The 26,632-nt window shown below is 69.6% G+C and carries 23 protein-coding genes and 1 pseudogene; 10 read left to right on the top strand and 14 right to left on the bottom strand.

All coding sequences use genetic code 11. The annotated features are described in order from the left end of the window. Position 1 precedes the first annotated feature (1 nt). Both PV762_RS14255 and PV762_RS14250 read right to left on the bottom strand, forming a co-directional pair. A complete protein-coding gene (locus tag PV762_RS14255) occupies positions 2–736 on the bottom strand; it encodes a hypothetical protein (protein ID WP_421035677.1) in 735 nt (244 codons plus the stop codon). A 204-nt stretch (positions 737–940) separates the two neighbouring features. Next, the gene (locus PV762_RS14250; protein ID WP_421035676.1) at positions 941–2,230 is read right to left on the bottom strand and encodes a DUF4397 domain-containing protein; all 1,290 of its coding nucleotides are present in this window, start codon (positions 2,228–2,230) and stop codon (positions 941–943) included. A 169-nt stretch (positions 2,231–2,399) separates the two neighbouring features. On the opposite strand from PV762_RS14250, the gene PV762_RS14245 reads away from it, so the two are divergent. Together PV762_RS14245 and PV762_RS14240 are read left to right on the top strand one after the other, a co-directional pair. Then, a complete protein-coding gene (locus tag PV762_RS14245) occupies positions 2,400–4,460 on the top strand; it encodes an FAD-dependent oxidoreductase (protein ID WP_421035675.1) in 2,061 nt (686 codons plus the stop codon). Between the two features lie 172 nt (positions 4,461–4,632). Beyond that, positions 4,633–6,936, top strand: coding sequence for an EAL domain-containing protein (locus PV762_RS14240; RefSeq protein ID WP_421035674.1), 2,304 nt, complete (start codon positions 4,633–4,635; stop codon positions 6,934–6,936). A gap of 27 nt (positions 6,937–6,963) precedes the next feature. Here the strand turns inward: PV762_RS14240 and PV762_RS14235 are convergent, their stop codons facing one another. After that, a complete protein-coding gene (locus PV762_RS14235) occupies positions 6,964–7,320 on the bottom strand; it encodes a hypothetical protein (RefSeq protein ID WP_421035673.1) in 357 nt (118 codons plus the stop codon). Positions 7,321–7,424: 104 nt separating this feature from the next. Next, positions 7,425–7,895 carry an Lrp/AsnC ligand binding domain-containing protein gene (locus PV762_RS14230; RefSeq protein ID WP_088387328.1) on the bottom strand — a complete coding sequence of 157 codons (471 nt, stop codon included), beginning with the start codon at positions 7,893–7,895 and terminating at the stop codon, positions 7,425–7,427. A gap of 114 nt (positions 7,896–8,009) precedes the next feature. Between PV762_RS14230 and PV762_RS14225 the strand changes: the two genes are divergently transcribed. Further along, positions 8,010–11,597 carry an L-glutamate gamma-semialdehyde dehydrogenase gene (locus PV762_RS14225; RefSeq protein WP_421035672.1) on the top strand — a complete coding sequence of 1,196 codons (3,588 nt, stop codon included), beginning with the start codon at positions 8,010–8,012 and terminating at the stop codon, positions 11,595–11,597. On the opposite strand, the gene PV762_RS14220 is transcribed toward PV762_RS14225, so the two are convergent. After that, positions 11,545–11,976 carry a hypothetical protein gene (locus PV762_RS14220; protein WP_421035671.1) on the bottom strand — a complete coding sequence of 144 codons (432 nt, stop codon included), beginning with the start codon at positions 11,974–11,976 and terminating at the stop codon, positions 11,545–11,547. The genes PV762_RS14225 and PV762_RS14220 overlap by 53 nt on opposite strands. A gap of 183 nt (positions 11,977–12,159) precedes the next feature. Between PV762_RS14220 and PV762_RS14215 the strand changes: the two genes are divergently transcribed. From PV762_RS14215 to PV762_RS14195, 5 genes are all read left to right on the top strand, one after another. Next, positions 12,160–13,599 (top strand): PLP-dependent aminotransferase family protein, encoded by a 1,440-nt coding sequence (locus PV762_RS14215; RefSeq protein ID WP_421035670.1) that lies wholly within the window; start codon positions 12,160–12,162, stop codon positions 13,597–13,599. Positions 13,600–13,651: 52 nt separating this feature from the next. After that, positions 13,652–14,467, top strand: coding sequence for a pyrroline-5-carboxylate reductase (gene proC / locus PV762_RS14210; protein ID WP_421035669.1), 816 nt, complete (start codon positions 13,652–13,654; stop codon positions 14,465–14,467). A gap of 7 nt (positions 14,468–14,474) precedes the next feature. Then, positions 14,475–15,035 (top strand): chorismate--pyruvate lyase family protein, encoded by a 561-nt coding sequence (locus PV762_RS14205; RefSeq protein ID WP_421035668.1) that lies wholly within the window; start codon positions 14,475–14,477, stop codon positions 15,033–15,035. Next, positions 15,035–15,181, top strand: coding sequence for a hypothetical protein (locus PV762_RS14200; RefSeq protein WP_421035667.1), 147 nt, complete (start codon positions 15,035–15,037; stop codon positions 15,179–15,181). The genes PV762_RS14205 and PV762_RS14200 overlap by 1 nt, the downstream gene beginning before the upstream one ends. Positions 15,182–15,270: 89 nt before the next feature. Next, a complete protein-coding gene (locus PV762_RS14195; protein WP_421035666.1) occupies positions 15,271–15,921 on the top strand; it encodes a DUF4337 domain-containing protein in 651 nt (216 codons plus the stop codon). 10 nt (positions 15,922–15,931) lie between these two features. On the opposite strand, the gene ubiA is transcribed toward PV762_RS14195, so the two are convergent. From ubiA to PV762_RS14165, 6 genes are all read right to left on the bottom strand, one after another. Next, positions 15,932–16,849, bottom strand: coding sequence for a 4-hydroxybenzoate octaprenyltransferase (ubiA, locus tag PV762_RS14190; RefSeq protein WP_421035665.1), 918 nt, complete (start codon positions 16,847–16,849; stop codon positions 15,932–15,934). A gap of 88 nt (positions 16,850–16,937) precedes the next feature. Continuing rightward, positions 16,938–17,912, bottom strand: a complete 975-nt coding sequence (locus tag PV762_RS14185; RefSeq protein ID WP_421035664.1) for a branched-chain amino acid ABC transporter permease — start codon at positions 17,910–17,912, stop codon at positions 16,938–16,940. Further along, complete coding sequence (locus PV762_RS14180; RefSeq protein ID WP_421035663.1) at positions 17,909–18,796, bottom strand: branched-chain amino acid ABC transporter permease; 888 nt, start codon at positions 18,794–18,796, stop codon at positions 17,909–17,911. The genes PV762_RS14185 and PV762_RS14180 overlap by 4 nt, the downstream gene beginning before the upstream one ends. A gap of 20 nt (positions 18,797–18,816) precedes the next feature. Then, positions 18,817–20,025 (bottom strand): ABC transporter substrate-binding protein, encoded by a 1,209-nt coding sequence (locus tag PV762_RS14175; protein ID WP_421035662.1) that lies wholly within the window; start codon positions 20,023–20,025, stop codon positions 18,817–18,819. Positions 20,026–20,153: 128 nt separating this feature from the next. Continuing rightward, a complete protein-coding gene (locus tag PV762_RS14170; protein ID WP_421035661.1) occupies positions 20,154–20,864 on the bottom strand; it encodes an ABC transporter ATP-binding protein in 711 nt (236 codons plus the stop codon). Beyond that, positions 20,864–21,634 (bottom strand): ABC transporter ATP-binding protein, encoded by a 771-nt coding sequence (locus tag PV762_RS14165; protein ID WP_421035660.1) that lies wholly within the window; start codon positions 21,632–21,634, stop codon positions 20,864–20,866. Before PV762_RS14165 ends, PV762_RS14170 begins: the two co-directional genes overlap by 1 nt. Before the next feature lie 381 nt (positions 21,635–22,015). Here PV762_RS14165 and PV762_RS14160 point away from each other — a divergent pair, with 381 nt between their 5' ends. Then, positions 22,016–22,966, top strand: coding sequence for an MBL fold metallo-hydrolase (locus PV762_RS14160; protein ID WP_421035659.1), 951 nt, complete (start codon positions 22,016–22,018; stop codon positions 22,964–22,966). A gap of 9 nt (positions 22,967–22,975) precedes the next feature. On the opposite strand, the gene PV762_RS14155 is transcribed toward PV762_RS14160, so the two are convergent. Next, on the bottom strand, positions 22,976–23,941 hold the full coding sequence (locus PV762_RS14155; RefSeq protein ID WP_421035658.1) for a LysR family transcriptional regulator: 966 nt from the start codon (positions 23,939–23,941) through the stop codon (positions 22,976–22,978). Positions 23,942–24,062: 121 nt separating this feature from the next. On the opposite strand from PV762_RS14155, the gene PV762_RS14150 reads away from it, so the two are divergent. Then, positions 24,063–25,145: an NAD-dependent epimerase/dehydratase family protein gene (locus PV762_RS14150; RefSeq protein WP_421035849.1), complete on the top strand. Its 1,083-nt coding sequence runs from the start codon at positions 24,063–24,065 to the stop codon at positions 25,143–25,145. Here PV762_RS14150 and PV762_RS14145 read toward each other — a convergent pair. Continuing rightward, positions 25,096–25,905 carry a substrate-binding periplasmic protein gene (locus PV762_RS14145; RefSeq protein WP_421035657.1) on the bottom strand — a complete coding sequence of 270 codons (810 nt, stop codon included), beginning with the start codon at positions 25,903–25,905 and terminating at the stop codon, positions 25,096–25,098. The two genes, PV762_RS14150 and PV762_RS14145, sit on opposite strands and share 50 nt — an antisense overlap. A gap of 106 nt (positions 25,906–26,011) precedes the next feature. After that, positions 26,012–26,632 (bottom strand): annotated as a pseudogene (prfC, locus tag PV762_RS14140) (peptide chain release factor 3); the annotation flags it as partial.

Below are 26,632 nucleotides of genomic sequence, written 5' to 3'. Positions count from 1 at the left end.
TTCAGACCTCGCCCAGCTGATCCTGCCCCTCGTCGAGGGGGACCCGCTCCGGTGCCGCCTTGGCGAGCGACATCCAGGTGCCGAAGTCCGGCTTCATCGGCCGGCGCGGCGCGGGCCGGCCGAGCTCGAAACGGAAGCCCTCGCCGCCGATCAGGTCATGCGCGAACAGCACGCCGAAGGCCGGCGGGATCTCCTCGACCTCCGCGATGCCGGCGCGCAGCACGTACCAGCACTGGCCGCTGAGCGCGAGGTAGGCCTGCGACTTGGCGGGGCGCCGGAGTTCCGACAACAGGTCGGCGCGACTGACCTTGATTTCATGCACCGCCGGTTCGAGGTAGTCCTCGACGGTGGTGTTGCGCACCGAATAGACGTCCGGCATCGCGTTCACCCATCGCATCCGTTCCGGCTCGTCCTCGCGCGGCAGGCCGGCGCGCAGCGAGAGTCCCCGCCAGACCAAGCGACCCGCGCGCTGCAGTTCGACCGCCATGCGGGCGACCAGGTCCTCGTGACGATCGCGGGCCGTGCGGTTCTTCTGGAGACCGAAATGCAACACCTCGATGCCGGGTCCGGTCAATCGCAAGGACTCGCGACCCTGGGGGTCGACCCGGCGTTCGAGCCAGCCCAGCGCCAGCAGCTCCACTTCGAGCATGTCCTGGCACGGCCAGCCGGCCGAGCGCCACAGCTGGCGCAGGCGGCGCACCTGGGGCACGGTAGGGCGGGGCGGCGTCGGGGACATGCCGCGATGTTGCCGCAGTCGCCTGACGAAGGGCGTCAGGAGCGACGGACAAAAAAAGGCCACGCCTCGTGAGAGGACGTGGCCAACAGGGAGGACGTTGCACCAGGCCGCAGTCGTGGAGACTGTCGCGCCGGGATGCGCGTTCAGTGGCCCGGGACCGGGGACTGTTCCCGGTCGATGACGCCCCGGCGGGGCGTCCGAAGATCAGTTCGACGAGCGCTCGCGGCGCAGCGAACCGACCATCGCATTGCTGTCGCCCATCACGAACACGGTGTAGACGTAGCCCGCCTGGATGCCGAGTTCGCTCAGGCTGTAGACCGGCGTCGTCGAGGACGGCCAGGTCACCGTCAGCAGCGCGGACGTCGAGGCCGCCGTCGCCTGCGGCGTCGACGAAGTGCCGGCGACCACGTTCGAGGCCAGCGCGCTGTAATCGACGTTCAGCGTCAGGCCGGTGGTCGCGCTCGCCACGCCGTTGACCAGGCGGATCTTGGCCGTCGTCGTCGGGCTGGTCGGCAGGCGGTTGTCGTCGGTCAGGACGGCAAGCTTGGGATCCGCCGCCGTGCCCCACACCATCAGCGTGTAGTCGCTGCCCGCCGCCAGGGCTGGCTTGGCGAACGTCATGAGCGCACCGTTGACGTAGACCGACAGGTCGGCCGTGCCGGCCGCGATCGTCGTGTAGTCGCCGATCGTCGGCGCCACCGAAGTCGGCATCAGCGAGGTCTGGCCGATCGAGCCCGACACCAGCGCGCTGCTGCCCACCGCGGCGACCAGGCGGGCGCGGGCGGTCGCGTTGGGGAAGTTGCTCGTCGCGCCCTGCTGCACCAGCTGGATGCCGTTGACCAGCACGCCGCCGGTGCTGCCGGTCAGGATCAGCGTCGAGACGCCGGTCGACGCCAGCGTGATGCTGGGGATGTCCAGCCGCAGGTCGGTCTTGGAACTCGCGGCGGTGACGCGCACGCGGAAGGTGCCGCTGTTGAGCGTGATGTAGCCGCTGCCCGAGCCCGTCGCGATGCTGCTCGCCACGGTCGAAGCCGTGTCCAGCGATTCGTCCGCGCCGGTGACGTAGACATCCATCGCGCCGGCGTCCGGCGCCAGGTTCAGCACCAGCAGCTTGGACTTGCCGGAGGCCGCCGCGTCCTGGTCTTCCTGCAGCAGCGTCGTGCGCACCGAGCCCGCCGAGCCGTAGGCGATCATCGTGTAGTGGCTGCCCGAGGCCAGCGTCGGCGTCGACGAGGCCAGCGTGCTGCCGACGTTGTTGCTCTGCACCTCGGTGCCGGTGGCGTCGGTCTTCACGTCGGCATAGGTGCCCACGCCGGCGTAGGCCACGCCCGAGTTCACCGTGGTGCTGTCCACGGCCATGTCCAGCGCGGCGTAGCCGATGCTGGCGTTGAGGAGGCGCATCTGCGCCGAGCTGCTGTCGCCGCCGCCGCCGCAGGCGGCCAGCATCGCGGCGGTGGCCACGCTCAGGCCCCAGGCCCAGGTCTTGAATCGCATCGTCCGACACTCCGATTGAGAATGCGGCGATTGAACGCGGACCGTGTTGCTGGGGCTTGTGGCCGATTGCCAGCTTTGTGAACTTCGATATCAGCGCCGACACAGAGTTGCCGGCCCCCTGGTACCACCTCTCTAAACGCGCGCGAGGTCCGGCGCTAGCATCCGCGCGATGAACGCCTACCCGCAGCTGCTGTCGCCCCTGGACCTGGGCTTCACGACCCTCAAGAACCGCGTGCTGATGGGCAGCATGCACACCGGGCTCGAGGACTCGCGCAAGCACATCGAGCGCCTGGCCGAATACTTCGCCGAGCGCGCCCGCGGCCAGGTCGGCCTGATCGTCACCGGCGGCTACGCGCCCAACATCGCCGGCTGGACCAAGCCCTTCGCAGGCACGCTGATGACCGGCGGCGCCGCGCGGCGGCACCAGACCATCACGCGCGCCGTGCACGCCGAAGGCGGCAAGATCGCGCTGCAGATCCTGCACACGGGTCGCTACGGCTACCACCCGTTCAACGTGGCGCCGTCGGCGTTGAAGTCGCCCATCTCGCCGTTCACCCCGCATGCCTTGAGCGAGCGCGGCATCGAACGCCAGATCCGCGCCTTCGTCCGCTGTGCCGTGCTGGCGCGCGAGGCCGGCTACGACGGCGTCGAGGTGATGGGTTCCGAGGGTTACTTCATCAACCAGTTCCTGATCGCGGCCACGAACCAGCGCACCGACGCCTGGGGCGGCGACTTCGAACGACGCATGCGCCTGCCGGTCGAGATCCTCTCCCGCATGCGCGAGGCGGTCGGGCCGGATTTCATCATCATCTACCGGCTGTCGATGCTGGACCTGGTGCCCGACGGCGGGACCTGGGACGAGGTGCTGCAGCTCGCGCGCGCCGTCGCGAAGTCCGGGGCGACCCTCATCAACACCGGCATCGGCTGGCACGAAGCCCGCATTCCCACGATCGCGACCAGCGTGCCGCGCGCGGGCTTCGCCTGGGTCACGAAGAAGCTGCGCGATCAGCTGCGCGCCGAGGGCATCCACACGCCGCTGATCACCAGCAATCGCATCAACACGCCGGAGGTCGCGGAATCGGTGCTGGCCGACGGCTCGGCGGACATGGTGTCGATGGCGCGCCCGCTGCTGGCGGATCCCGCTTTCGTGCGCAAGGCCGCGGAAGGGCGCGCGGACGAGATCAACACCTGCATCGCCTGCAACCAGGCCTGCCTGGACCACGTCTTCAAGCAGGAGGTCGCGTCCTGCCTCGTCAATCCGCGCGCTGGCCACGAGACCTTGCTGCGCATCGTGCCCGTCGCCGCGGACCGGCCGCGCAAGCGCGTCGCGGTCGTCGGCGCGGGACCGGCCGGCCTGGCCGCCGCGACGACGCTCGCCGAGCGCGGCCACCAGGTCACGTTGATCGACGCCGCTGACGAGATCGGCGGCCAGTTCAACCTCGCCAAACGCATCCCGGGCAAGGAGGAGTTCCACGAGACGCTGCGCTACTTCAAGCGGCGGCTGGAGCTCCTCGGCGTGACACCGCAATTGGGGCGGCGCGTGAGCGCGGAGGACTTGATGGACTACGACGACGTGCTGCTCGCCACCGGCGTCACGCCGCGCGATCCGCGCATCCCTGGACAGGACGACGGCATTGCGCGGGGTCAGGTCTTGACCTACCTTGAAGTCCTGCGCGGCGAGAAGCCCGTGGGGCGCCGTGTCGCGGTCGTGGGCGCGGGTGGCATCGGCTTCGACGTGGCGGAGTTCCTGCTGGAGCAGGGCCACTCGCTGGCGCTGGACGCACCGGCATGGCGCAAGCACTGGGGCGTCGGCGACCCCGAACAGACACGCGGCGGTCTCGCCCGTCCGCAACCCGAGCCCGCCGAGCGCGAAGTCACGCTGCTGCAGCGGCGCGCCGGCAAGCTCGGCGCGGGCCTGGGCAAGACCACGGGATGGATCCATCGCGCCGCACTGAAGACGCACGGTGTACGGATGGTCGGCGGCGTCCACTACGAGCGCATCGACGAGCACGGCCTGTGGATCAGCCAGGGCGACGATCGCACCGATCCCGAGCGCATCGACTGCGACACCATCGTGTTGTGCGCGGGCCAGGAACCGCTGCGCGAACTCGAGGCGCCCTTGCGCGCGGCGGGCCGGTCGGTGCAGTTGATCGGCGGTTCGGCCGAGGCCAAAGAATTGGATGCAAAGCGTGCAATCCTGCAGGGAACGAGAGTGGCGGCCTCGCTGTAACCCCTAGCAACATTTTCCGGCGGGCGTCGATACTCCGCCGGTCGTGCATGAGGGAACCCCCGCCACCCGCGGGCGGCGCCGACATGGGGCCAGTTGTTGCCCCTCCATTCATAAAAAGTTCCTTGGGTGAGCCATGCGTCTTCGCCTGAACCGTCGTTGGGGGCGCCTTGTCGTGTCCGCGCTGCTGCCTGCGTGCCTGAGCACGCCGGCGTGGGCGGGTGCGTCCGCGTCCGTCCCCGCCGCGGTGCCGTCTGCGGCGCGGGCGATGGTCGCGCAACTGCCGGCCTGGATCGATTCGGGCTCCACCGTGTTCTGGCTGGGCGCCGGCTGCGTGATCGGCGGGCTGACGCTGGGCGTGATGGTCAGCCTCTTCCTGCAGCAGCGCGGCCGCCTGCACCGCCGGCGGGAGGAACTCAAGCGCGTGCGCCACGAACGCGCCCGCCTCAGCGCGCTGCTGAACGCGATCCCCGATCCGATGTATTTCAAGGACGCCAACGGCGCCTATGAGGGCTGCAATCCGGCCTTCGAGCGCGCTGTCGGCCTCACCGAGCAGGAGCTGATCGGTCGCCGCGACGCCGACCTGCCCAACCCGCCGGGCTGGGTCGACACGCAGTCCGACGGTCGCCTCCTGACCTGGCGCGATGACGGCAGCGACGCCGGCGGCGGCGCGCGTTGCCTGGACGTGTCCAGCGCCCGCGTGTTCGACGACGACCAGTACCTGGGCCAGGTGGCCATCGCCCGTGACGTGACCCAGCTGCAGCAGGCCACCGACGCCGCCCGCCGCGCCGCCACCGTGTACGAGCACTGCGGCGAAGGCATCATGGTCATCGACCACGAGCTGCGCATCGTCGACGTCAATCCGGCGCTGGTCGCGATGGTCGGCCATGACCGGCAGACCTTGCTGGGCAAGCGCCCGCTGCTGCTGCGCGACGCCGAACAGGACCCGGAAAAGCTCCGCGCCCTGTGGGCCGACATCGAGACCCGCGGCAAGTGGAGCGGCGAGGTGACCGAGCGCCACAAGAACGGCGACTCGATCCCGATGTGGGCGACCTTCGTGAAGGTGCCGGCGCCGTCGGGCGATCCGGAGCAGGTGCAGTACCTCAGCGTGCTGACCGACATCTCCCGCATCAAGCAGACCGAGGCGGAGCTGCTGCACCAGTCCCTGCACGACAGCCTGACCGGCCTGCCCAACGCGGCGCTCCTGCGCGACCGCATCGCGCGCCAGGTCGGCAACGCGCAGCGGGAGCACACCTGCGTGGCCGTGCTGTACATCGACCTGGACGGCTTCCGCGACGTCAACGACATCGCCGGCCATGCCGCGGGCGACCAGGTGCTGCTGACGGCGGCGGCGCGCTTCGCCAACGTGACGCGGCTGAGCGACTCGGTGGCCCGCGTCGGCGCCGATGAATTCGTGGTGGTGCTGTCGGGCCTGGTGGACGAGGAAACCGCGATGCGGCTCGGCGACCGTCTGATCCAGGCGATGGACGAGCCCATCCTCATCGACCATCACCGCTTCAACGTCGGCGCCAGCATCGGTCTGGCGCTGTTCCCGGCGGACGGCACGCAGGTCGACGAACTGCTGCGCAACGCCGAGGTCGCGATGGTGCGCGCCAAGCTGCACGCGCGCGGTTCGGTGCAGGCCTACCGGCCGGAGCTGACGCAAGCGGTGCAGCAGCGTTTCGAGCTGACCCATGCGTTGCGGCAGGCCAACGAGGCGGCGCAGTTCCGACTCGAATACCAACCGCAGGTGCGCTTGAGCGACGGCGCCTTGATCGGCGCGGAGGCGCTGCTGCGCTGGCGTCATCCGACACGCGGCCCGATCTCGCCGGCGGACTTCATCCCGCTGGCCGAGGAAACCGGGCTGATCATCCCGATCGGACGCTGGGTGCTGGAGCAGGCCTGCGCGCAGGTGGCGCGCTGGCAAGGCCAGGAGGGCAAGCCGCAGCAGATCGCGGTCAACGTGTCTGCCCGCCAGCTGCGACAGCCGGACTTCATCGAGACGCTGGATTTCATCCTCGGCGAGACCGGCTGCCCGCCGAGCGCGCTGGAGCTCGAGGTGACCGAAAGCCTGCTGCTGGAGGACGCCGAACAGGCCATCAGCCTGCTGACCCGCATCTCCAACCGTGGCGTGCGGATCGCGATCGACGACTTCGGGACCGGCTATTCATCTTTGGCCTACCTGAAGCGCATGCCGGTGAGCACGCTGAAGATCGATCGCAGCTTCGTCAACGAGCTCAGCAGCGACGCCAACGTCGCCGCGATCGCCCGCACGGTGATCGTGCTGGCGCGGAGCCTGAACCTGGACGTGCTCGCGGAAGGCGTCGAGACGATCGAGCAGGCGGAGTGGTTGCGCCGCGAAGGCTGCGACTGGGCGCAGGGCTGGTATTACGGCCGCCCGATGCCGCCGGAGGACTTCGTCGTCACGCCGCCGCCCGAGCCGCTGCGCCGCGCGCCCAAGCGTCTGCAACTGGCCTGATGGCGCCACGGCGCCCCCGGCGTTCGATCACGAATCCGCACTGGGGTCTGCCCACACGCGCCATTCCTTGGCGCTGACTTCGCGCACTTCGAGTCCGCGGCGCAGGATGAAACTGGAGTCGTGCCAGCTTTCCACCGGGCCCGCGAGGGATCGTCGCGGTGCCGGCGCGGCACCGAAGTCGGAGTCGCCGAAGGTGCTGCCGCTGTCGGAGAAGCGGCTGTCGCCATGGCTGAAATGGCTGTCGCCGTAGTGGCTGGGCAGCTCGCTGTCAGGCCCGCTGCCGCCCGGGTACGGCCTGGACGTGGCGCGCGGGAGCTGGGATGGGGTCAGGGAGGACCGGTACTTCATCTCGGAGACCTCAGGATCACGGGAGAGGCACTCCATGGTGATCCTGTCGCGGCCCGTCCGTCAGCCCGCAGATGGAGGGGCTGAAGGGGGAGGGCATCTCCCCCTTGAATCCGCTTGCAACCGGCGGCGGTCTGTGGGAATCAAAGCGGCAGCGCGGTCGTGTTCTTCACTTCTTCCATCACCGCATAGGTGCGCGTCTCGCGCACGCCGGGCAGCGTCCAGATCACCGCGCCGATGAACTCGCGGTAGGCGGCCATGTCGGACACCCGGGTCTTGAGCAGATAGTCGAAGCCGCCCGCCACCAGGTGGCATTCCAGGATCTCCGGCCGGGCCTGGACCGCGGCGCGGAAGTTGTCCATGACGTCGTGCACCGTGCGGTCGAGCAGGATCTCGATGAACACCAGCATCTGGGCCCCCAGCTTGGCCGGGTTCAGACGCGCCTCGTAGCCGAGGATGAAACCGTCCCGGGTGAGGCGGCGCACGCGCTCCAGCACGGCCGTGGCGGACATCTGCACCTCCTCGGCGAGCTTGAGGTTGCTGATGCGGCCGTCCTGCTGCAGCAGGCCCAGGATGCGGCGATCGATCTTGTCCAGGTCTTCGAGGCTGCTCATGCTGGATTCCATCCGGCGAAGGTCAGAAACATTGGTGAGTAATTCGGAGCGTAACTTCCTAAACTCCCGCTATTCGCTAGGGGAGCGCCCCTCGCACGAACATCCGAGGATTTTATGACCGCCTTCCCCCTCCCGCCGGAAACCTCCCGTCTGCCGGACCCGTACCGCGAGGAGCTCCCGCTGGTGCGCGCGCTGGCCGCCGAGATGCAGGCGCTGAACTGGCAGGCGGTGGTCGATCAGGCGCGCCCGTGGGTGCACCAGGTGCGCGGGAATCCGGCGCCGTTCTGGGCGATGGAATCGCTGCTGCGCGAGTACCCGATCACCAGTGCCGAGGGCCTGGCGCTGATGCGCCTGGCGGAAGCGCTGCTGCGCGTGCCCGACGCCGAGACCGCCATCGCGCTGACCGCGGACCAGCTCGGCCGGGCCGACTTCGACGGCGCCTCGGACGGGCCGCACAAGATGCTGGCCGGTCTGGCGGCGAGCGCGATCTCGTTGTCCAAGAAATTCCTGCCCGACGCCGAGGCCGACTCGGGCCTGATGAAGCGCCTGGGCGCGCAGACGGTGGTCGCCGCCACGGTGCGAGCGATCCAGCTGCTGGGTCGACAGTTCGTCCTCGGGCGCAACATCCAGGAAGCGATGAAGGAGGCCGACACCGCCCGCAAGGTGCAGGCTCAATTGCGCTTCTCCTACGACATGCTGGGCGAGGGCGCCCGCACCGAGCGCGATGCCGAGCGCTACCAGGCCTCCTATCTGAACGCGATCGCCGCCATCGCTGCCGGCCGCAAGGCCGAATCGCCGGAAGGCAGCGACGGCATCTCGATCAAGCTGTCGGCGCTGTTCTCCCGCTACGAGGTCCTGCAGCGCGAGCGCGTCTACGCCGAATTGCTGCCGCGCGTGTGGCAGCTCGTCGAGAAGGCCGCGCAGGCCAACATCAACCTGACGATAGACGCCGAGGAAGTCGACCGGCTCGAGCTCTCGCTGGAGCTGCTGGACACGCTGGCGGCGCGTATCGCGATGCACTTCCCGCAGTGGCGCGGTTTCGGGCTCGCGGTGCAGGCCTACCAGACGCGCGCCCGCGACGTCGTCGAGGCGGTCGCCGCGATTGCGCGCAAGCACGGGCTCAAATTCATGGTGCGCCTCGTGAAGGGCGCCTACTGGGACGGCGAGATCAAGCGCGCCCAGGAGCAGGGCCTGCCGTTCTATCCGGTCTACACGCACAAGCCGCACACCGACGTCTCCTACCTGGCCTGCGCGCAGGCGCTGCTGCGGCACCACGACGTCATCTACCCGCAGTTCGCGACCCACAACGCCGGCACGGTCGCCGCCATCCTGCAGATGGCGCGCGCGCTGGGCGCCAAGTTCGAGATGCAGCGTCTGCACGGCATGGGCGAGGGCGTCTATCGCGAAGTGCTGAAGGACGGCAGCATCCCCTGCCGCGTCTACGCCCCGGTCGGCGAGCACCGTGACCTGCTCGCCTACCTGGTCCGGCGTCTGCTGGAGAACGGCGCCAACTCGTCGTTCGTGCACCAGCTGGCGGATCCGACCGTCGCGCCGGAAGAGCTGCTCGCTTCGCCGATGACGGAGATCCGTGAGGAGGCTTCACTGCCGCTGCCGATCGCCCTGTACCGCGATGCGTCGGGCCGCGGCCGCGACAACTCGTCGGGCCTGGACCTCGCCGTGCCGGAGCAGCGCCAGGTCTTGCTGGACGCGCTGGCCGCCGGCACGGTGCCGGCCATGGTCGAAGCAACGCCGGAAGAGGTTGACGCCGTGATGACGCGCCTGCAAGGCGGCTTCGCCGGCTGGAACGCGACGCCGGTCGCCGAGCGCGCCGCCGTCCTGCGCCGCGCCGCCGACGCGCTGCAGGCGCAACTGCCGCAGTACTGCGCGCTGCTGGTCAAGGAGGCCTACAAGAGCCTGGGCGACGCGATCAGCGAAGTGCGCGAAGCCATCGACTTCCTGCGCTATTACGCCGATGAAGCCGAGCGGCTGGCCGCCGACGGTGTCGCGCTGAACGGGCGCGGCGTGTTCGTCTGCATCTCGCCCTGGAACTTCCCGCTGGCGATCTTCGCCGGCCAGGTGGTGGCGGCGCTGGCCGCCGGCAACGCCGTCGCTGCGAAGCCCGCGGAGCAGACCCCCGTCGTCGCGCGCGAGTGCGTCGCGCTGCTGCATGCGGCCGGCGTTCCGGTCGACGCGGTGCAACTGGTGCACGGCCGCGGCGAGACCGTCGGCGCGCGCCTGGTGGCCGCGCCGCAGACCGCGGGCGTGTGCTTCACCGGCTCCACCCAGGTGGCCCAGATCATCAACCGCCAGCTGGCGGGCAAGCCCGGCGCCGCGGCGCTGCCGCTGATCGCCGAGACCGGCGGCCTGAACGCGATGATCGTGGACTCGACGGCGCTGCCGGAGCAGGTCATCGATGCGGTCGTCCAATCGGCCTTCCGCAGCGCGGGTCAGCGTTGCTCGGCGCTGCGTCTGCTGGCGGTGCACGAGGCGGTCGCCGACGGCGTCATCGAGATGCTGCGCGGCGCGGTGAAGGAACTGCGCGTCGGCGACACGGCGGACCTCGCGACCGACGTGGGTCCGCTGATCGACGACGAGGCCTTCGAGGGCGTGTCCAAGGACGTCCAGCGCCTCAAGCGCGAGGCCACGCTGATCGCCGAGGCCGTGCCGGCCGACGGCTGCCCGCGCCTGCTGGCGCCGGTGGCGGTCGAGCTGCCGACCATCGCCTCGCTGAAGAAGGAGATCTTCGGCCCGGTGCTGCACGTGGTGCGCTGGAACGGCGACGTCGACGGCGTCGTACGCGAGATCAATGCGTTGGGCTACGGCTTGACGCTGGGCATCCAGACCCGCATCGACAGCCGCGCGCTGCGGCTGGCCTCGGAGGCGCGCATCGGCAACGTCTACGTGAACCGCAACATCATCGGCGCGGTGGTCGGCGTGCAGCCGTTCGGCGGCGAAGGCATGTCCGGCACCGGCCCGAAGGCGGGCGGCCCGCACTACCTGCTGCGCTTCGTCGCGCAGCCGAAGGTGGAAGCGCCGGCCGAGGCGCCGGCGCTGTCGACGACCGGCGCGGGCGCCGACCTGTCGCCGCTGTTCACCGCGCATGAAGCCTGGGCCGAACGGCCCGTTGACGAGCGCGCGACGGCGCTGGAGCGCTCCGCCGCCGGCCAGGGGCCGATGGTGGCCGGGGCCTGGCGCACGCTGGCCGCCGGCGCGCGGCGCACGCTGGTCGACGTGAAGCTGCCCGGTCCGACCGGCGAAAGCAACGAGCTGCGCCTGCACGGCCGTGGCGTGATCGCGGTGCTGGCGCAGGGGGCGTCGCCCGAGGAGCTGGCGCGGGCGCTGGGTGCGGCGCTGGTGGCGGGCAACGCGGTCGCGATCGTGGGCGGCGGCGACGTGGCGCAGGAACTGCGCACGGCGCTGATGCGCGGCGGCGTGACGGCGGCGGCGATGCAGCTGCTGCCGGCAGACCAGCTCGGCGCGGTGCTCCGCGCGACGCGCCTGGCGGGCGTGATCGCACCGGCGTCGTTGCAGGTGCCGGTGCAGCGCGAACTGGCGGGCCGCGACGGCGCGATCCTGCCGGTCGTGCCCATGGTGGAGCTGGCCGACGCGCGCCAGCTCTACCGCCTGGTCGCGGAGCAGACGCTGACGATCAATACGGCGGCCGCAGGCGGGAACGCCGCGCTGCTGGCGGGCGTGCACTGATCCGGCAGGCCGGGTCGCGCGAGACCCGGCCTTCGAGCCGCCACCAGCCGGTACGCGGCACGACCCAGACGTCGCCGCTCCTGAAGCGGCGCGCCCGGGGCCAGCACTGGTCCGCCCACAGCGCGGGTGCATCCTCGACATCGAGGACGCCGGCCTGCACGTGCATCACGGTGCCTCGTGCGAGCTTCAGCATCAGCGACTGGCCCGCGGCCAGCCGGAGTTCCCGCGGCGCCGGCGAAGGTTGCCGTACGCCGGTGAGCGCGGCCATGGCGGGCGCGACCTGCGTCGGCGCGACGCCCTGCGCTGGGGTCGCGTCCGCTGGCACGGCCTGCCACGGCCAGGGGATGGGCAGCGATCTCAGGACGGCGGCGAGGAACATGACGGCTTCGCCCGGAGGCGCCTCGTTGGAAGGGACCTCCAGTGTTCCTATCGACGACGCGGCCCGACAGGCACAGCGGCGCGTTTTGTTCTGCGTAACAGCGATGGCGGGACGTCTGTTCCGTATCGACTGCGCGCCGGCTGTTCCGGTGTCGCGCGCGCACGGGAGCGCAGAATTGCCGGCATGGACGCTTCGGATCCCTTGTACGCACAGGTCGCCGCGCATTACCGCCAGGCCATCGCGGCCGGCACGATGCCGCCGGGCAGCCGGATGCCATCGGTCCGCACGCTCATGGGCCTGCATCGCGTGAGCCTGAGCACCGCGCTGCAGGCCTGCCGGCTGCTCGAAAGCCAGGGGCTGCTTCAAGCCCGTCAGCGCGCTGGCTACTTCGTGCGACCGCCGCGACCGAATCGTCTCGCACGAGCGGCCGAGCCTCGCGAGACGCAGGCCGATCCGGCGCGTTTCGTCGGCGTGCACGAGCGCATTTCGGAGATCCTCACCCGCGGCATCGCCGCGAAGCCCGAGGTCAACCTGTCCGGAGCCTGCGCGCATGCCTCGCTGTATCCCACGCGCGCGCTGGCGCTGCATGGTCAGCGGCTGTTGCGTCGCCGGCCGGAGATCCTCGGCACCCAACCCGATCCGCAAGGACTGCTCGCGCTGCGCCAAGGTCTGTCGCGCCTGGCGTTGAACGCGCAGATCCAGCTCGAGCCGTCGCAGCTCGTCATCACCCACGGCTGCACCGAAGCACTCGGCATCGCGCTGCGCGCGGTGACGACGCCGGGCGACGCGGTGGCGGTCGAGTCGCCGACGTACTACGGGCTGCTGCAACTGCTCGAGAGCCTGGGCCTGCGCGCGCTGGAGATCCCGACCAGTCCGCACACGGGCCTGTCCGTCGAGGCCTTCGAGGCGGCGGCGGCGCGCGAGCCGCGCCTCAAGGCGGTGGTGGTCGTGCCCAACCTGCAGAACCCGCTCGGCGCGGTGATGCCGGATGAGGCGAAGCAGGCGCTGCTGGCAGTCTGCGAGGCCCGCGACCTGGCGCTCATCGAGGACGACACCTACGCGCTGCTGTGCGAGACGCCGCAGCGCGCCATCAAGTCCTGGGACACGACGGGGCGGGTGATCTTCTGCTCGTCGATGCACAAGACGCTGGCGCCCGGCATGCGCGTGGGCTGGATCTCGGCGGGGCGCTGGCAGTCGCGCGTGGAGATCCTCAAGTATGCGCAGAGCCGGCCCAACGAGATGCTCGGCCAGGCCATCCTGGCGGAGTTCCTGGCCGGCGGACAGATCGATCGCCACCTGCGCGCGCTCCGGGCGAAGCTCGCGACGCAGCGCGAGCAGATGGTGGCGGCGCTCTCCGACGAACTGCCGGCGGGCACGCGGCTCAGCCTGCCGCCGGGCGGGCCGAGCCTGTGGGTCGAGCTGCCCGAGGGGCTGTCCTCGCTCGCGCTGTTCGACGCCGCGCTGGAGAAGGGCATCCGGCTCGGGCCGGGGTTGATGTACTCGAACTCCGAGCGCTTCGACAACTTCATCCGCATCAACGCCGGCAATCCGATGGATGACGCGCAACGGCGCGCGATCGCGACGCTCGGCGAGCTCTGCGCGTCGATGTTGAGAGCGCGCTGAACGCCCGCGCGGGACCGGTCCCGCCCACGGGGCGGGACTAAACTGCCGCCCCATGAATTCCTGCATCGCATTCATCGGCGGGGGCAACATGGCCAGCGCCATCGTCGGCGGCCTGCGCCGGGCCGGTTTCCCGGCCGAGGACCTGCTGGTGGTCGAGCCTTTCGAGGCGCAGCGCGAGCGCCTCGCCGCGGACTTTGGGATCCGGCCGCTCGCCGCGGCGGACGCTTCGCTGTCGCGCGCGCGCGCCGTCGTCTGGGCGGTGAAGCCGCAGCTCTTCCAGGAAGCTGCCGGTCCGGTGGCGCCGCATGTCGCCGGCGCGCTGCAGCTGTCGGTGATGGCGGGCCTGCGCAGCGATGCGATCGCACGCGCCACCGGCGCGCCGCGCGTCGTGCGCGGCATGCCCAACACGCCGGCGCTGATCGGGCAGGGCATCACCGGCCTCCATGCGAGCGCCGCCGTCACGGCCGACGACCGTGTGCTGGTCGAGCAACTCCTTCGGCCGACCGGCCGCTCGGTGTGGGTCGACAGCGAGGGCGACCTCGACACGGTCACCGCGCTGTCGGGCTCTGGGCCGGCCTACTTCTTCTTCCTCGTCGAGCACATGGTCGCCGCCGCGCGCGCGCTGGGCCTGGACGAGGCCAAGGCCCGCGAACTCGCGCTGGCCACCTGCGGGGGCGCCGCGGCGCTGGCGCTGCAGTCCGAGGACTCGCCGACGACCCTGCGTGAGAAGGTGACCTCCAAAGGCGGCACCACGCACGCGGCGATCACCAGCCTGCAGGCCGACGGGGTCGGCGAGGCGGTCGAGCGCGCCGTGAAGGCCGCGCACCGGCGCGCCGGCGAACTGGGCGACGAATTCGGCCGCGCTTGATCCATCCATGGGGATCGCTGATCGCTGGGGGCTGCGCGCATGGCTGCGCGCGCCAGGCTCGTTGAGCAAGCGGCTGGCCGCGACCGGCCGTCGTTATGAGGTTCAGGTGCTGCGTCAGACGACCGCGCCTCTCCGGCCGCAGGAGCGCGCCGCGCTCGGTCTGCCCAAGCGTGGTCTGACGCTCGTGCGCGAAGTGCTGCTGCGCGTCGACGGACGGCCCCTGGTGTGGGCGCGATCGGCGGTGCACGGCCACGCGGTGGCCGGTCCGTGGAAGGCGCTGAAGGGGCTGGGCAGCCGGCCGCTGGGGCATCTGCTCTACGACGACCCCCGCATCCATCGCAGCGAACTGCAGCCGCGTCGTGTCACTCGGCACGGGGCGACGCACCGCCAGATGCAACGCCAATGGCTCGCGGCCACCGGGACCGAGGCGCCGGCACTGATGCAGTGGTCGCGCAACTCGGTCTTCACCCGGCACGGCCGGCAGCTGCGGGTGATGGAGATGTTCGTGCCCGAGGTCGCGCTGCGCGATCCCGGACCGCTGAGACGAAAGTCGAAGGCGCGACGGTGATGGAGATATTCCGCCTCTGGCTCTGGCTGCAGGCGTTCCGCCCGGCACCGAGGCGCGTCGACGCACGCGAGCGCGTGCGCGCGGTGGCCGGCATCCTCACGCAGTCGGATCTGGTGGCGGCGCTGGCGCGGGTGGACCGGCTCTGAGCGTCGGGCAAGCGCAGGCCAAGCATCGACTAAGCATCGACTAAGCATCGGCTAAGCGGACGTACAGGTCCCGCTCAGCTTCGCTGGGTATGCTGCCGCGGCCGATCCTGAACACCGTGCCGCCGATGGACATCGACCCCGACGAACTGATTGAGACCGCCCGCCAGGCCAACGAGCGGGCGGAGGCCTCTCCGCCGCAGTCGCGGCTGAACGTGGCGGTGGCGCTGACGGTGGCCTTGCTGGCCACGTTCATGGGTATCTGCAAGATCAAGGACGACAACATCGGCCAGGGCATGCAGCAGGCGCAGGCGGACAAGATCGACCACTGGTCCTTCTACCAGGCGCGCAACGCGCGGGAGGAGGTCGCCAAGGCCGCGCTGACGCAACTGAAGCTGCAGGCCATCGGCGCGCCGGCGTCGGCCGCCGACGGCTACCGCGAGGCTATCGCGCACTACGAGACGCTCGCCGCGGACCAGGCCGCCAAGAAGGACGAACTCCGCAAGCAGGCGGAAGCCGACCAGCAGCGCTACGACGCGCTCAACTACCGGGACGACCAGTTCGACCTGTCGGACGCCTTGCTGGCGATCTCGATCGCGATGCTGGCGGTGACCGCGTTGACGCAGCTGTGGTGGCTGTACGCGGCGGCGATGGTGCCGACGGTCTTCGGCGTGCTGATGGGCGTGGCGGGACTGGCCGGCTGGCCACTGCACCCGGACGCGATCGTGCAGTGGCTGTCCTGAGCCGGACGGCTCAACGCAAGGCCAGATCCGCCACCGTTCCCGCGAAGATCGCGAAGCCGACCCAGTGGTTCTCGCGGAAGGCCCTGAAGCAGCCGTCCCGGCTGCGGTCCTTGATCAGCGTGTAGTGCCAGACGACCTGTGCCGCCGCGATTCCGAGCCCGGCCAGGAACCAGTGGCCCATGCCCAGCCGCAGTCCCAGCGTGGCCCACAGCGTGAGGAACGCGACGTAGAACGCCATCACGCCGATGACGTCGAAGCGCCCCAGCGTCAGCGCGGAGGTCTTGATGCCGATGCGGATGTCGTCGTCGCGGTCGACCATGGCGTACTCGGTGTCGTAGGCCAGCACCCAGAACAGGTTGGCGAGCAGCAGCCCCCAGGCGGCCAGCGGGACCGAGGCGGAGATCGCCTGCAGGCTCCACTCGCGGCCGCCAAGCGCCGCGGAGAACGCCATCGGGATCCCGAAGGAGAACGCCACGCCCAGCACCGCCTGAGGCATCGAGACCCAGCGCTTGGTGAACGGGTAGAGGATGGTCACCGCCAGGGCGGCGAACGACAGCAGGATGGTCGGCGGATTGGTCGTCAGCACGAGCGCGAAGGCGATCAGCGCCAGCGCGGCGCCGAGCACGAGCGCCTGCTTCACGGAGATCAGTCCCGAGGTCACCGGCCGCTGCGCGGTGCGCTTCACGTGCTTGTCGAAGTCCCGGTCGGCGACGTCGTTGACGGCGCAGCCCGCGCTTCGCATCAGGAAAGTGCCGATCGTGAAGACCAGCAGCAGGTGCCAGCCCGGCCAGCCGTCGGCGGCCATCCACAGCGCGGCCAGTGTCGGCCACAGCAGCAGGTAGGTGCCCGCCGGGCGGTCCCAGCGGATCAGGTTCAAGTAGAGCGACAGACGCGACGGCGCGGCGGGAGCGGGGGCTGCGGAGGTCATGACGCTCATTGTCGCGCCGTGACGATGCCCGGTGCGCTCCTGTTCGTCACCATGCGCGCGGCCATGCGCGTCGCGGACAGTCAAGCGTTCAGGTCTTCCGGATCCGCTCCCACAAGGCCCCCGCTTCGCCCACCAGCCCGCGCCGGAACGCCAGCACGCAGACGATGAAGATCAGCCCGGTGACCAGGCTGACCGATTCGCCCAGGCCGCCGAACCACTGGATGCCGGTCAGGCTGGCCAGCCACTGTCCCAGGTCGCCGATCTTGTTCTCCAGGGCGATGATCACCAGCGCCCCGACGATCGGCCCCACCATCGTCCCCATGCCGCCCACCAGCGTCATCAGGATCACCAGGCCGGACGTCGTCCAGATCGCGTCGGTCAGCGTCGCGAAGCCCAGCACCAGGGTCTTGGTCGCGCCCGCCAGCCCGGCCAGCGCCGCCGACAGCACGAAGGCCATCAGCTTGAACCGCGCCGCGTCGTAGCCCAGCGAGGTGGCCCGCGCCTCGTTCTCGCGGATGGACGTCAGCACCTGTCCGAAGGGCGAGTGCACCGTCCGGTAGATCAGCCAGAAGCCGAAGATGAAGATCGCCAGCACCAGGTAGTACAGCGCGCTGTCGCTCTCCAGGTTGATGCCCAGCAGGCTGCCGCGCGGCACCGACTGCAGGCCGTCCTCGCCGCCGGTGAACGGCGCCTGGAGGAAGTAGAAGAACAGCATCTGCGCCAGCGCCAGCGTGATCATCGAGAAGTAGATCCCCGAACGCCGGATCGCCAGCAGCCCGAACACCAGCCCCGCAACCGCCGCCATCAGCGTGCCGAACGCGATGCCCACCAGCGGCGGGAAGCCCCAGACCTTCATCGCGTGCCCCGCGGCATAGGCCGCGGCGCCGAGGAAGGCCGCATGGCCGAAGCTCAGCAGCCCGGTGAAGCCGATCAGCAGGTTGAAGGCGCACGCGAACAGCGCGTAGCACATCACCTTCATCGCGAAGATCGGATACACGCCCAGGAAGGGCAGCAGCGCGATGGCGATGAACAGGGCGCCGTAGCCCAGCGGTTTCTTGTTCATTTCTCTTTGCCGAACAGGCCGGCGGGACGCACCAGCAGGACCAGGGCCATGACGACGAACACCACCGTGTTGGACGCCTCCGGATAGAAGACCTTGGTCAGGCCCTCGACGACGCCCAGCCCGAGGCCGGTCAGGATGGAGCCCAGGATGGAGCCCATGCCCCCGATCACCACCACCGCAAAGACGACGATGATCAGGTTGGAGCCCATCAGCGCATTCACCTGCAGGATGGGCGCGGCCAGCACGCCGGCGAAGCCCGCCAGCGCCACGCCGCCGGCGTAGGTCAGCGTCACCAGCCGCGGCACGTTGACGCCGAAGGCCTGCACCAGCTTCGGGTTCTCGGTGCCGGCGCGCAGCGTGGCGCCCAGCGAGGTCTTCTCGATCAGCACCCACACGCCCAGGCACACCACCAGCGAGGCCACCACCACCCAGGCCCGGTAGTTCGGCAGGATCATGAAGCCCAGGTTGGTCGCGCCCGACAGCGCCTCAGGCGCCGCGTACGGCTGCCCGCCGACGCCGAAGAAGGAGCGGAACACCCCCTCGATCACCAGCGTCAGCCCGAAGGTCAGCAGCAGGCCGTAGAGGTGGTCCAGCTTGTAGAGCCACTGCAGCAGCAGCCGCTCGATCACCAGGCCGAACACGCCCACGATCAGCGGCGCGATCAGCAGCATCGCCCAGTAGTTGATGCCGAAGTACTCCAACCCCATCCACGCCAGGAATGCGCCCATCATGTAGAGCGCGCCGTGGGCGAAGTTGATGATGTTCAGCATGCCGAAGATCACCGCAAGCCCCAGCGACAGCATCGCGTAGAACGAGCCGTTCACCAGCCCCAGCAGGAGCTGGCCGAGCAGCGCCGGCAACGGGACGCCAAAGAAATCGGTCATGCGGTGTCTCCGGCCTCAGCTCACTTCTTGACCAGCGGGCACTTCGAATCGGCCAGCTTGGTGAACGCGTCCTCGCCCGAGATGCGGGTCACGACCTTGAAGTAGTCCCACGGCTCGGCGGACTCCTTCGGCGTCTTCACCTGCAGCAGGAACATGTCGTGGACGGCGCGGCCGTCCTCCTTGCGGATCGTGGCCTTCGTGTAGAAGTCGTTGACCGGCGTGGCCTTCATCTGCGCCATCAACTTGTCGCCGTCGTCGGACTTGGTCGCCTCGACCGCCTTCAGGTAATGCGACACCGCCGAGTAGTCCGCCGCCTGCAGCGACGACGGCATGCGCTTCATCTTCTCGAAGAAGCGGCGCGACCAGGCGCGCGCCTCAGGGCTCTGGTTCCAGTACCAGCTGTCGGTCAGGTACATGCCCTCGGTGGTCTTCAGGCCCAGCGAGTGCACGTCGTTGATGAACATGAGCAGGCCGGCCAGCTTCATCGTCTTGGTGATGCCGAACTCGTTGGCCGCCTTCACCGCGTTGATGGTGTCGCCGCCCGCGTTGGCCAGGCCCAGGATCTGCGCCTTGGAGCTCTGCGCCTGCAGCAGGAAGGAGGAGAAGTCGCTCGCGTTCAGCGGATGCTTCACCGCGCCCAGCACCTGGCCGCCGGACTTGGCCACCACCGCCGAGGTGTCGGCCTGCAGCGAAGTGCCGAAGGCGTAGTCCGCCGTCAGGAAGTACCAGGTCTTGCCGCCCGACTTGGTCACCGCCGCGCCCGTGCCGTTGGCCAGGGCCACCGTGTCGTAGGCGTAGTGGATGGTGTAGGGCGTGCATTCCTCGTTGGTCAGGCGCGAGGTGCCGGCGCCGATCGAGATGAAGGGCTTCTTCTTCTCCGCCGCGACCTTGGCCATCGCCAGGCTCGTGCCGGAGTTGGTGCCGCCGATCAGCAGGTCCAGGCCTTGCGTGTCGAACCACTCGCGCGCCTTGGAGGCGGCGACGTCGGCCTTGTTCTGGTGGTCGGCGAAGACCAGCTCGATCTTCTTGCCGGCGGCCATGCCCTTCGCGTCGGCGATGGCCATGCGGATCGCCTCGACGCCTCCGGCGCCGTCGATGTCGGCGTAGACGCTCGACATGTCGGTGATGATGCCGATCTTGATGGTGTCGCCGGAAATCTGCGCCTGCGCGCCGATGGCGCCGCAGGCCAGCACCGAGGCCAGGGCAATGCTTTTGAGGGTCGTCTTCATCGCTTGTCTCCTTGTTCTAACGGCCTCAACGGGCCCATGCGGGTTTCAGACTCGAAGCTCGGAAATGGATGTCGTTCGTCGGTATCGAAAGATAGGTTCTCGGAATCGTGTGCGGCGGCGCGTGTCCGTCACACGCTCAGCAGCTCGTCGAGCAGCGCGCGCTTGCTGTCGAGCTGCGCGGCGCTGAAGGATTCGACCACCTGGCCGTGCTCCATCACGACGAAGTGATCCGCCAGCGGCGCGGCGAACCGGAAGTTCTGCTCCACCATCACGATGGTGAAGCCCTGCGCCTTCAGCGCGGTGATCATGCGGGCCAGCGCCTGGACGATGACCGGGGCCAGGCCCTCGGAGATCTCGTCCAGCAGCAGGATGTCCGCGCCGGTGCGCAGGATGCGGGCCACGGCCAGCATCTGCTGCTCGCCGCCGGACAGCCGCGTGCCCGGGCTGTGGCGGCGCTCGGCGAGGTTGGGGAACATCGCGTAGATCTCGTCCTCGGACATGACCTTGCCGCGGCCGCTCTTGAACACCGGCGGCAGGCGCAGGTTCTCTTCCGTGCTGAGCGAGGCGAAGATGCCGCGCTCCTCCGGGCAGTAGCCCAGGCCGAGCCGCGCGATGCGATGCGTCGGCAGCGTGATGCTCTCCTGGCCGTGGACCTTGATCGATCCGCTGCGGCGGTCGGTCAGGCCCATGATGGCGCGCAGCGTCGTCGTGCGGCCGGCGCCGTTGCGGCCCAGCAGCGTCAACACCTGACCCTGCGGGATCGCCAGATCGATGCCGTGCAGGATGTGGCTCTCGCCGTACCAGGCTTGAAGGCCCTTGATCTCCAGGGCGTAAGCCATCAATGGGCTCCCTGGAGTTCGGTGGCTTCGGAGCCCATGTAGGCCTCCAGCACCTTCGGATGGCGGGAGACCGTGGCGTAGTCGCCCTCGGCCAGCACGGCGCCGCGGGCCAGCACGGTGATGCGGTCGGCGATGCTGCTGATCACCTTCATGTTGTGTTCCACCATCAGCACGGTGCGTCCTTCGGCGACGCGCTTGATCAGCGCGGTGACACGGTCCACGTCCTCGTGGCCCATGCCCTGCGTCGGCTCGTCCAGCAGCATCAGTTCGGGTTCCATCGCCATCGTCGTGGCGATCTCCAGCGCGCGCTTGCGGCCGTAGGGCAGGTCGGCGGCGCGCAGCGCGGCCATGTCGCGCAGGTCGACGAGTTCCAGGAGTTCCAGTGCGCGGCCATCAAGCGTCGACAGACCGCCCAGGCCTTTCCAGAAGTGGTAGCTCGTGCCGGTGAAGCGCTGCAGGCCGATGCGGACGTTCTCCAGCACCGTCAGGTGCGGGAACACGGCGCTGATCTGGAACGAGCGGATCACGCCGCGGCGCGCGATCTGCGCGGGCTTCTCGCCGGTGATGTCGACACCGTTGAAGAAGATCTCTCCGCGGGTCGGCGTCAGGAACTTGGTGAGCAGGTTGAAGCAGGTGGTCTTGCCGGCGCCGTTGGGGCCGATCAGCGCGTGGATATGCCCGCGCTGCACTTGCAGGTCGACCGAGTCCACGGCGGTGAAGCCCTTGAACTCCTTGGTCAATTTGCGTGTCTCCAGGATGAGGTTGCTCATCGGCGCAAGGGTGGGCGCCGGTGGTCCGGTGCCTCTGTAGTGGAGCCAGGAATATAGGGTCCCTGGCGGGGACCCTCGACAGCGTAAAACCCTTTACGCAGCATTGCGCAAGGGCTAACCCTCGGGCCTCTGTGGACGCAGCGGCGTGGGGGTTCCACATGACGCCGCACCTGTCTTTCACGAGGCTGACGCAGGCCGCCGACGGGGTGCCTTTTTTGTGGGGGCCAGGACATGCCACAACGCCGTCTTGACGAGCGCGTGTCACCGGAATCTCCTGCGGGAGAACGGTGCCTCTTCCTATCGGGTCGGGTGCTCCGCGTGCGGCGTGGCTATGCTGCGCGCCTGCTCGAACACATGCACGACATGCACAGGAGGTTTCCCATGATCCGTTCCGGAAAATTCGCCGCGCTCGGCCTCGCGATCGCACTGGCCGCGGCCGGCGTGCAGGCCGCCGCGCCGCAGGTGAAGACGCAGGCGCCGGGCTACTACCGGCTGATGCTGGGCGACTTCGAGATCACCGCGCTGAGCGACGGCACGGTCGATCTGCCGGTCGACCAGCTGATGGACAAGGCCAAGCCCGGCACGGTGGTGAAGGCGCTCGGCAAGAACTATCTCAAGCCGCCGGTCGAGACCTCGATCAACGGCTACCTGATCAACACCGGCACCAAGCTGGTGCTGATCGACACGGGCGCCAACGGCGCGTTCGGGCCGACGACGGGCAAGCTGCTCGCGAACCTCAAGGCGGCGGGTTACCAGCCGGAGCAGGTCGACGAGGTCTACATCACCCATCTGCATCCGGACCATGCCGCCGGCCTGACGAAGGACGGACAGACGGTGTTCCCGAACGCCGTGGTCCGCATGGACCAGCAAGAGGCCGCGTTCTGGCTGAACGCCGACAACGCGGCCAAGGATCCGGCGCACAAGGACTTCTTCCCCGCCGCCATCGCCGCATTGAAGCCTTACCAGGACGCGGGCCGCCTGAAGACGTTCAGCGGCGAGACCGAACTCGTGCCGGGCATCCGCACGCACGCGGCCTACGGACACACGCCGGGGCACACGGTCTACATGGTGGAGAGCCAGGGCCAGAAGCTGGCGGTGTGGGGCGACCTGATGCACGTCGCGGCGGTCCAGTTCCCGGATCCGTCGGTGACGATCAACTTCGACAGCGATTCGAAGCGGGCGATGCCGCAGCGCCGGAAGGCCTACGCCGATGCGGCGAAGAACGGCTACTGGGTCGCGATCGCGCATGTGTCCTTCCCGGGCCTCGGGCACATCGCCGCGGACGGCAAGGGCTATCGCTGGGTGCCAGCGAACTACAGCATCAAGCCGTGAGCCGATGATTCAGCGGGAGCGGGCGCTGGCCTCGACGTGACGTTCGAGACCGGCGACCAGCGCATCGAACACCGCCCGGCACCGCGGACTGTCCCGCAGGTCTTCGTGCATCGTGACCCAGGTCTCCAGCGGGATGCTGAGCTCAGTCTCCAGCACGCGACGCAGCGCGGGATCGCGCTGCGCGAGCGCGACCTGGCACAGCCCCAGTCCCGCGCCCGCGCGGATCAACGCGAGATGGGCGAGGTCGCTGTCGGTGCGCAGCGCGAAGTGCTCCGGCACCATCACCGGATAGCGCCGCGCCAGTTCGCGGACGTAGGGCGCCGGCTGGTCGTAGCCGATCAGCGTGTGGCCGTCGGCCACCAGCGCGTTCACCGAATCCGGCGCTCCGCGCGCCGCCAGGTAGCGCTCGTGCGCATGCAGACCGACCTCGATCACGCCGATGCGTCGCGCGATCAGCTGCTCCTGCTTCGGCGGGGTCATGCGGATCGCGATGTCGGCCTCGCGTCGAAGCAGATCCTGCACGCGGTTGCTCAGCACCAGCTCGACGATCAAGGCCGGATGGCGCTCGCGCAATTCAGCGAGCATCGGCGGCAACACTTCCACGCCGACGACCTCGCTGGCCGTCACCCGCACGATGCCGCGTACGCCATCGCCGTGGCTGCGCGCGGTGCGCTCCAGCGCGGCCGCCGTGCTGTCCATGGCCTCCGCATAGGGGCGCAGCGCCAGTGCTGCCTCCGTGGGCAGCAGGCCGGCGGGCGTCCGCACGAACAGCGACTGCCCCACCTGGGCTTCCAGGGCCGCCACGTGCCGGCCGACCGTCGGTTGCGTCAGGTCCAGCGCCCGGGCGGCACCTGACAGCGAGCCTTCCCGCAGCACGCCGAGGAAGGAGCGATACCACTCCCAGGCGATGGCCGCACTCGACGACGGACTGGATGCGGCGTTATCCGCAGATTCGGGAGCACGCTTCGAGGCCATACAGAAATGTATAGCCGCTCGCTCATGCTCGGTAATTTCCAGGAAAGCCGCTTCTTTCCAGAATCCATCCCATGCCTTCAACAGGACCCCGGCGGTCCAGCAGGAGCTGACGATGGATGCGATGACTTCGATGGATGCGATCGGTGTGCTGGCCGCGATGACGGCGGTGGCGCGGCGGACGGCGCTGGTGCTCGGTGCAAGCGGCGGCATCGGCGGCGCGGTGGCGCGCGCCCTGCGCGATGCGGGCTGGACGGTGCGGGCGCTCAAGCGCGGGCTGGCCAGCGAATCCGAACACCGCGACGGCCTGCAATGGCTGCGCGGCGACGCGCTCGTCGCCGAGGACGTGCAGCGCGCCGCCCAGGGCTGCAGCGTGATCGTCCATGCCGTGAATCCACCCGGTTACCGCCGCTGGAGCGAGCTGGTGCTGCCGATGCTCGACAACACGATCGCCGCGGCCAAGGCGCGGGGCGCGACCATCGTGCTGCCTGGGACGGTCTACAACTTCGGGCCTGACGCGATGCCGCACCCGGCGGAGGACTCGCCGCAGCGTCCCGTGACCCGCAAGGGCGCGATCCGGGCAGAGATGGAACGCCGCCTGCAGGCAGGCGCCGAGCGCGGCGACTTCCGCGCCGTCGTGCTGCGCGCCGGGGACTACTTCGGACCGGACGCGGCGAACAGCTGGTTCTCGCAGGGCCTCGTGACGCCTGGCCAGCCGGTGGCGAAGATCCAGCAGATCGGCACGGACGGCGTCGGTCACCAATGGGCCTATCTGCCCGACGTTGCGACGGCGATGGTCGCGCTGATCGAGCGCTGCGGAACGCTGCCTGCCTTCGCGCGTTTCCACTTCGCCGGCCATTGGGATGCCGACGGTCGTCAGATGGTGGAGGCGATCCGCCGCGTCGTGCAGCGACGCACCGGCGTGCAGGCGCGGCTCACGCGCTTCCCCTGGTGGGCCGTGCGCCTGGCGCAGCCGGTGGTGCCGTTGTTCCGTGAACTGGCGGAGATGCGCTACCTCTGGCGCCAGCCGCTGCGCCTGGGGGAAGCGCGCCTGGCCGCCGAACTGGCCGACGTCGGAGGGGTCCCGCACACGCCGCTCGATGTCGCGGTCGAGCGCTCGCTGGTGGCCCTGGGTTGCCTGCCCGGGACGTCGACGCTCAATCGAAGTAGTGCTGCCGCAGCCGCTCGTAGCGCCCATCCCGCCTGATGCGGTCCAGCGCGGCCTGCAGCCGCCGCGCGAGCGCCGGATCGCTGTCCGCCGGCAGGCCGTACCAGTAGGACTTGTCGACGTCCATCGGCAGTACCGGGGTCAAGGTCGCGTAGGGCAGCTTCAGCTCGCGCAGATGCCAGGCCGCGGCCCAGTCCAGCATCACGATCAGGTCCATGCGGCCGGCCAGCAGCTTGCGCAGGTTGGTCGCGTCATCGGTGGCGAGTTCCAACTCCACCTCGGGCCGCAAGCCGTCCGCGATCAACTGCCGCCCTGCGGCGGAATCGCGCGTCACGCCCACGCGCAGGCCTTTCAGCTCCTTCAGGCTCTGGGGGCGCACGTCCGTGCGGTGGTTCAGGCGGTAGACGAGGATGCGCCGCGGACTGATCGGCCCGACCCAGCGGTACTGGGTCTCGCGCTCGGGGGTGCGTGTCAGCGAGAACAGCACGCTGTCCGCGCGCCGCGCCGCTTCCTGCACCGACCGCTGCCACGGCAGCACCTGCACGCGCAGCGGCAGGCCCGCTTCCGCCGCCATCAGATTCAGCAGCTCGGTGCTGAAGCCGCGTGCCTCGCCGTTCTCGGCGTGGTTCAGCGGCGGCAGGTTCTCGGTGAAGGCGACCAGCTCGCCCGCTCCCGCGCGCCCCGGCGGGCGCGGCGCCGTCGAGGCCATCGCCGCGGGCAGGGCGCCCGGCAGCAGGCCCGCCGCCAGCAGGAGGCAGCACAGACGGCGCTCCGGCAGGGGCAGGATCTCGTGGGGCATCGCGGCAGTGTAGGAAGGGGCGGTGACAGGACGACAACGGTGTCGTCGGAAAACGCCAGCAAGAACGCCAACAAGGTCACGGCCCGCCGCCGTCAGGAGGGGCGCCTCAGGCGTCCATCTGCTTCTGGAAGACCAGGCCGGCGTGCTCGCGCAGCGCATGGAACTTGATCTTGGGCCAGTTCTCCTGCATCGCGCGGAGTTCGCCGGCGTACTCGAGCAGCACCGTCGGCGCGTTCACCGCGTCCCACGCGACCCGGTGCGCGTTGTGGTCGATGAAGCGGCGCAGTTCCTTCTCGCCGCCGTCGGCCTCGTCGCAGGTCACCCAGCGCGCCACGTTGTAGCGCGCGGGCATGACGCGGGCCTTGACGCCGTACTCGTGCTCCAGCCGGTGCGCGACGACCTCGAACTGCAGCTGGCCGACCGCGCCCAGCAGCAGCACGCTGCCGGCCTCGGGGCGGAAGACCTGGATCGCGCCCTCCTCACCGAGCTGGCGCAGGCCCTCGCGCAGCTGCTTGGTTTTGAGCGGGTCCGCGACTTCCACCGACCGGAACATTTCCGGCGCGAAGAAGGGCAGGCCGGTGTACTGCAGCGCCTCGCCCTCGGTGATCGTGTCGCCGAGCTGCAGCACGCCGTGGTTGGGGATGCCGATGATGTCACCGGCGAAGGCCTCGTCCAGCAGCTCGCGGCGCTGCGACAGGAAGCTCACCACGGTGTTGGGACGCAGCTC

Source organism: Mitsuaria sp. CC2, assembly GCF_048957715.1.
Lineage (GTDB): Bacteria > Pseudomonadota > Gammaproteobacteria > Burkholderiales > Burkholderiaceae_C > Roseateles.
Note: the sequence above shows the minus strand (reverse complement) of the source record. Positions and strands in the feature narration are given on the sequence as shown.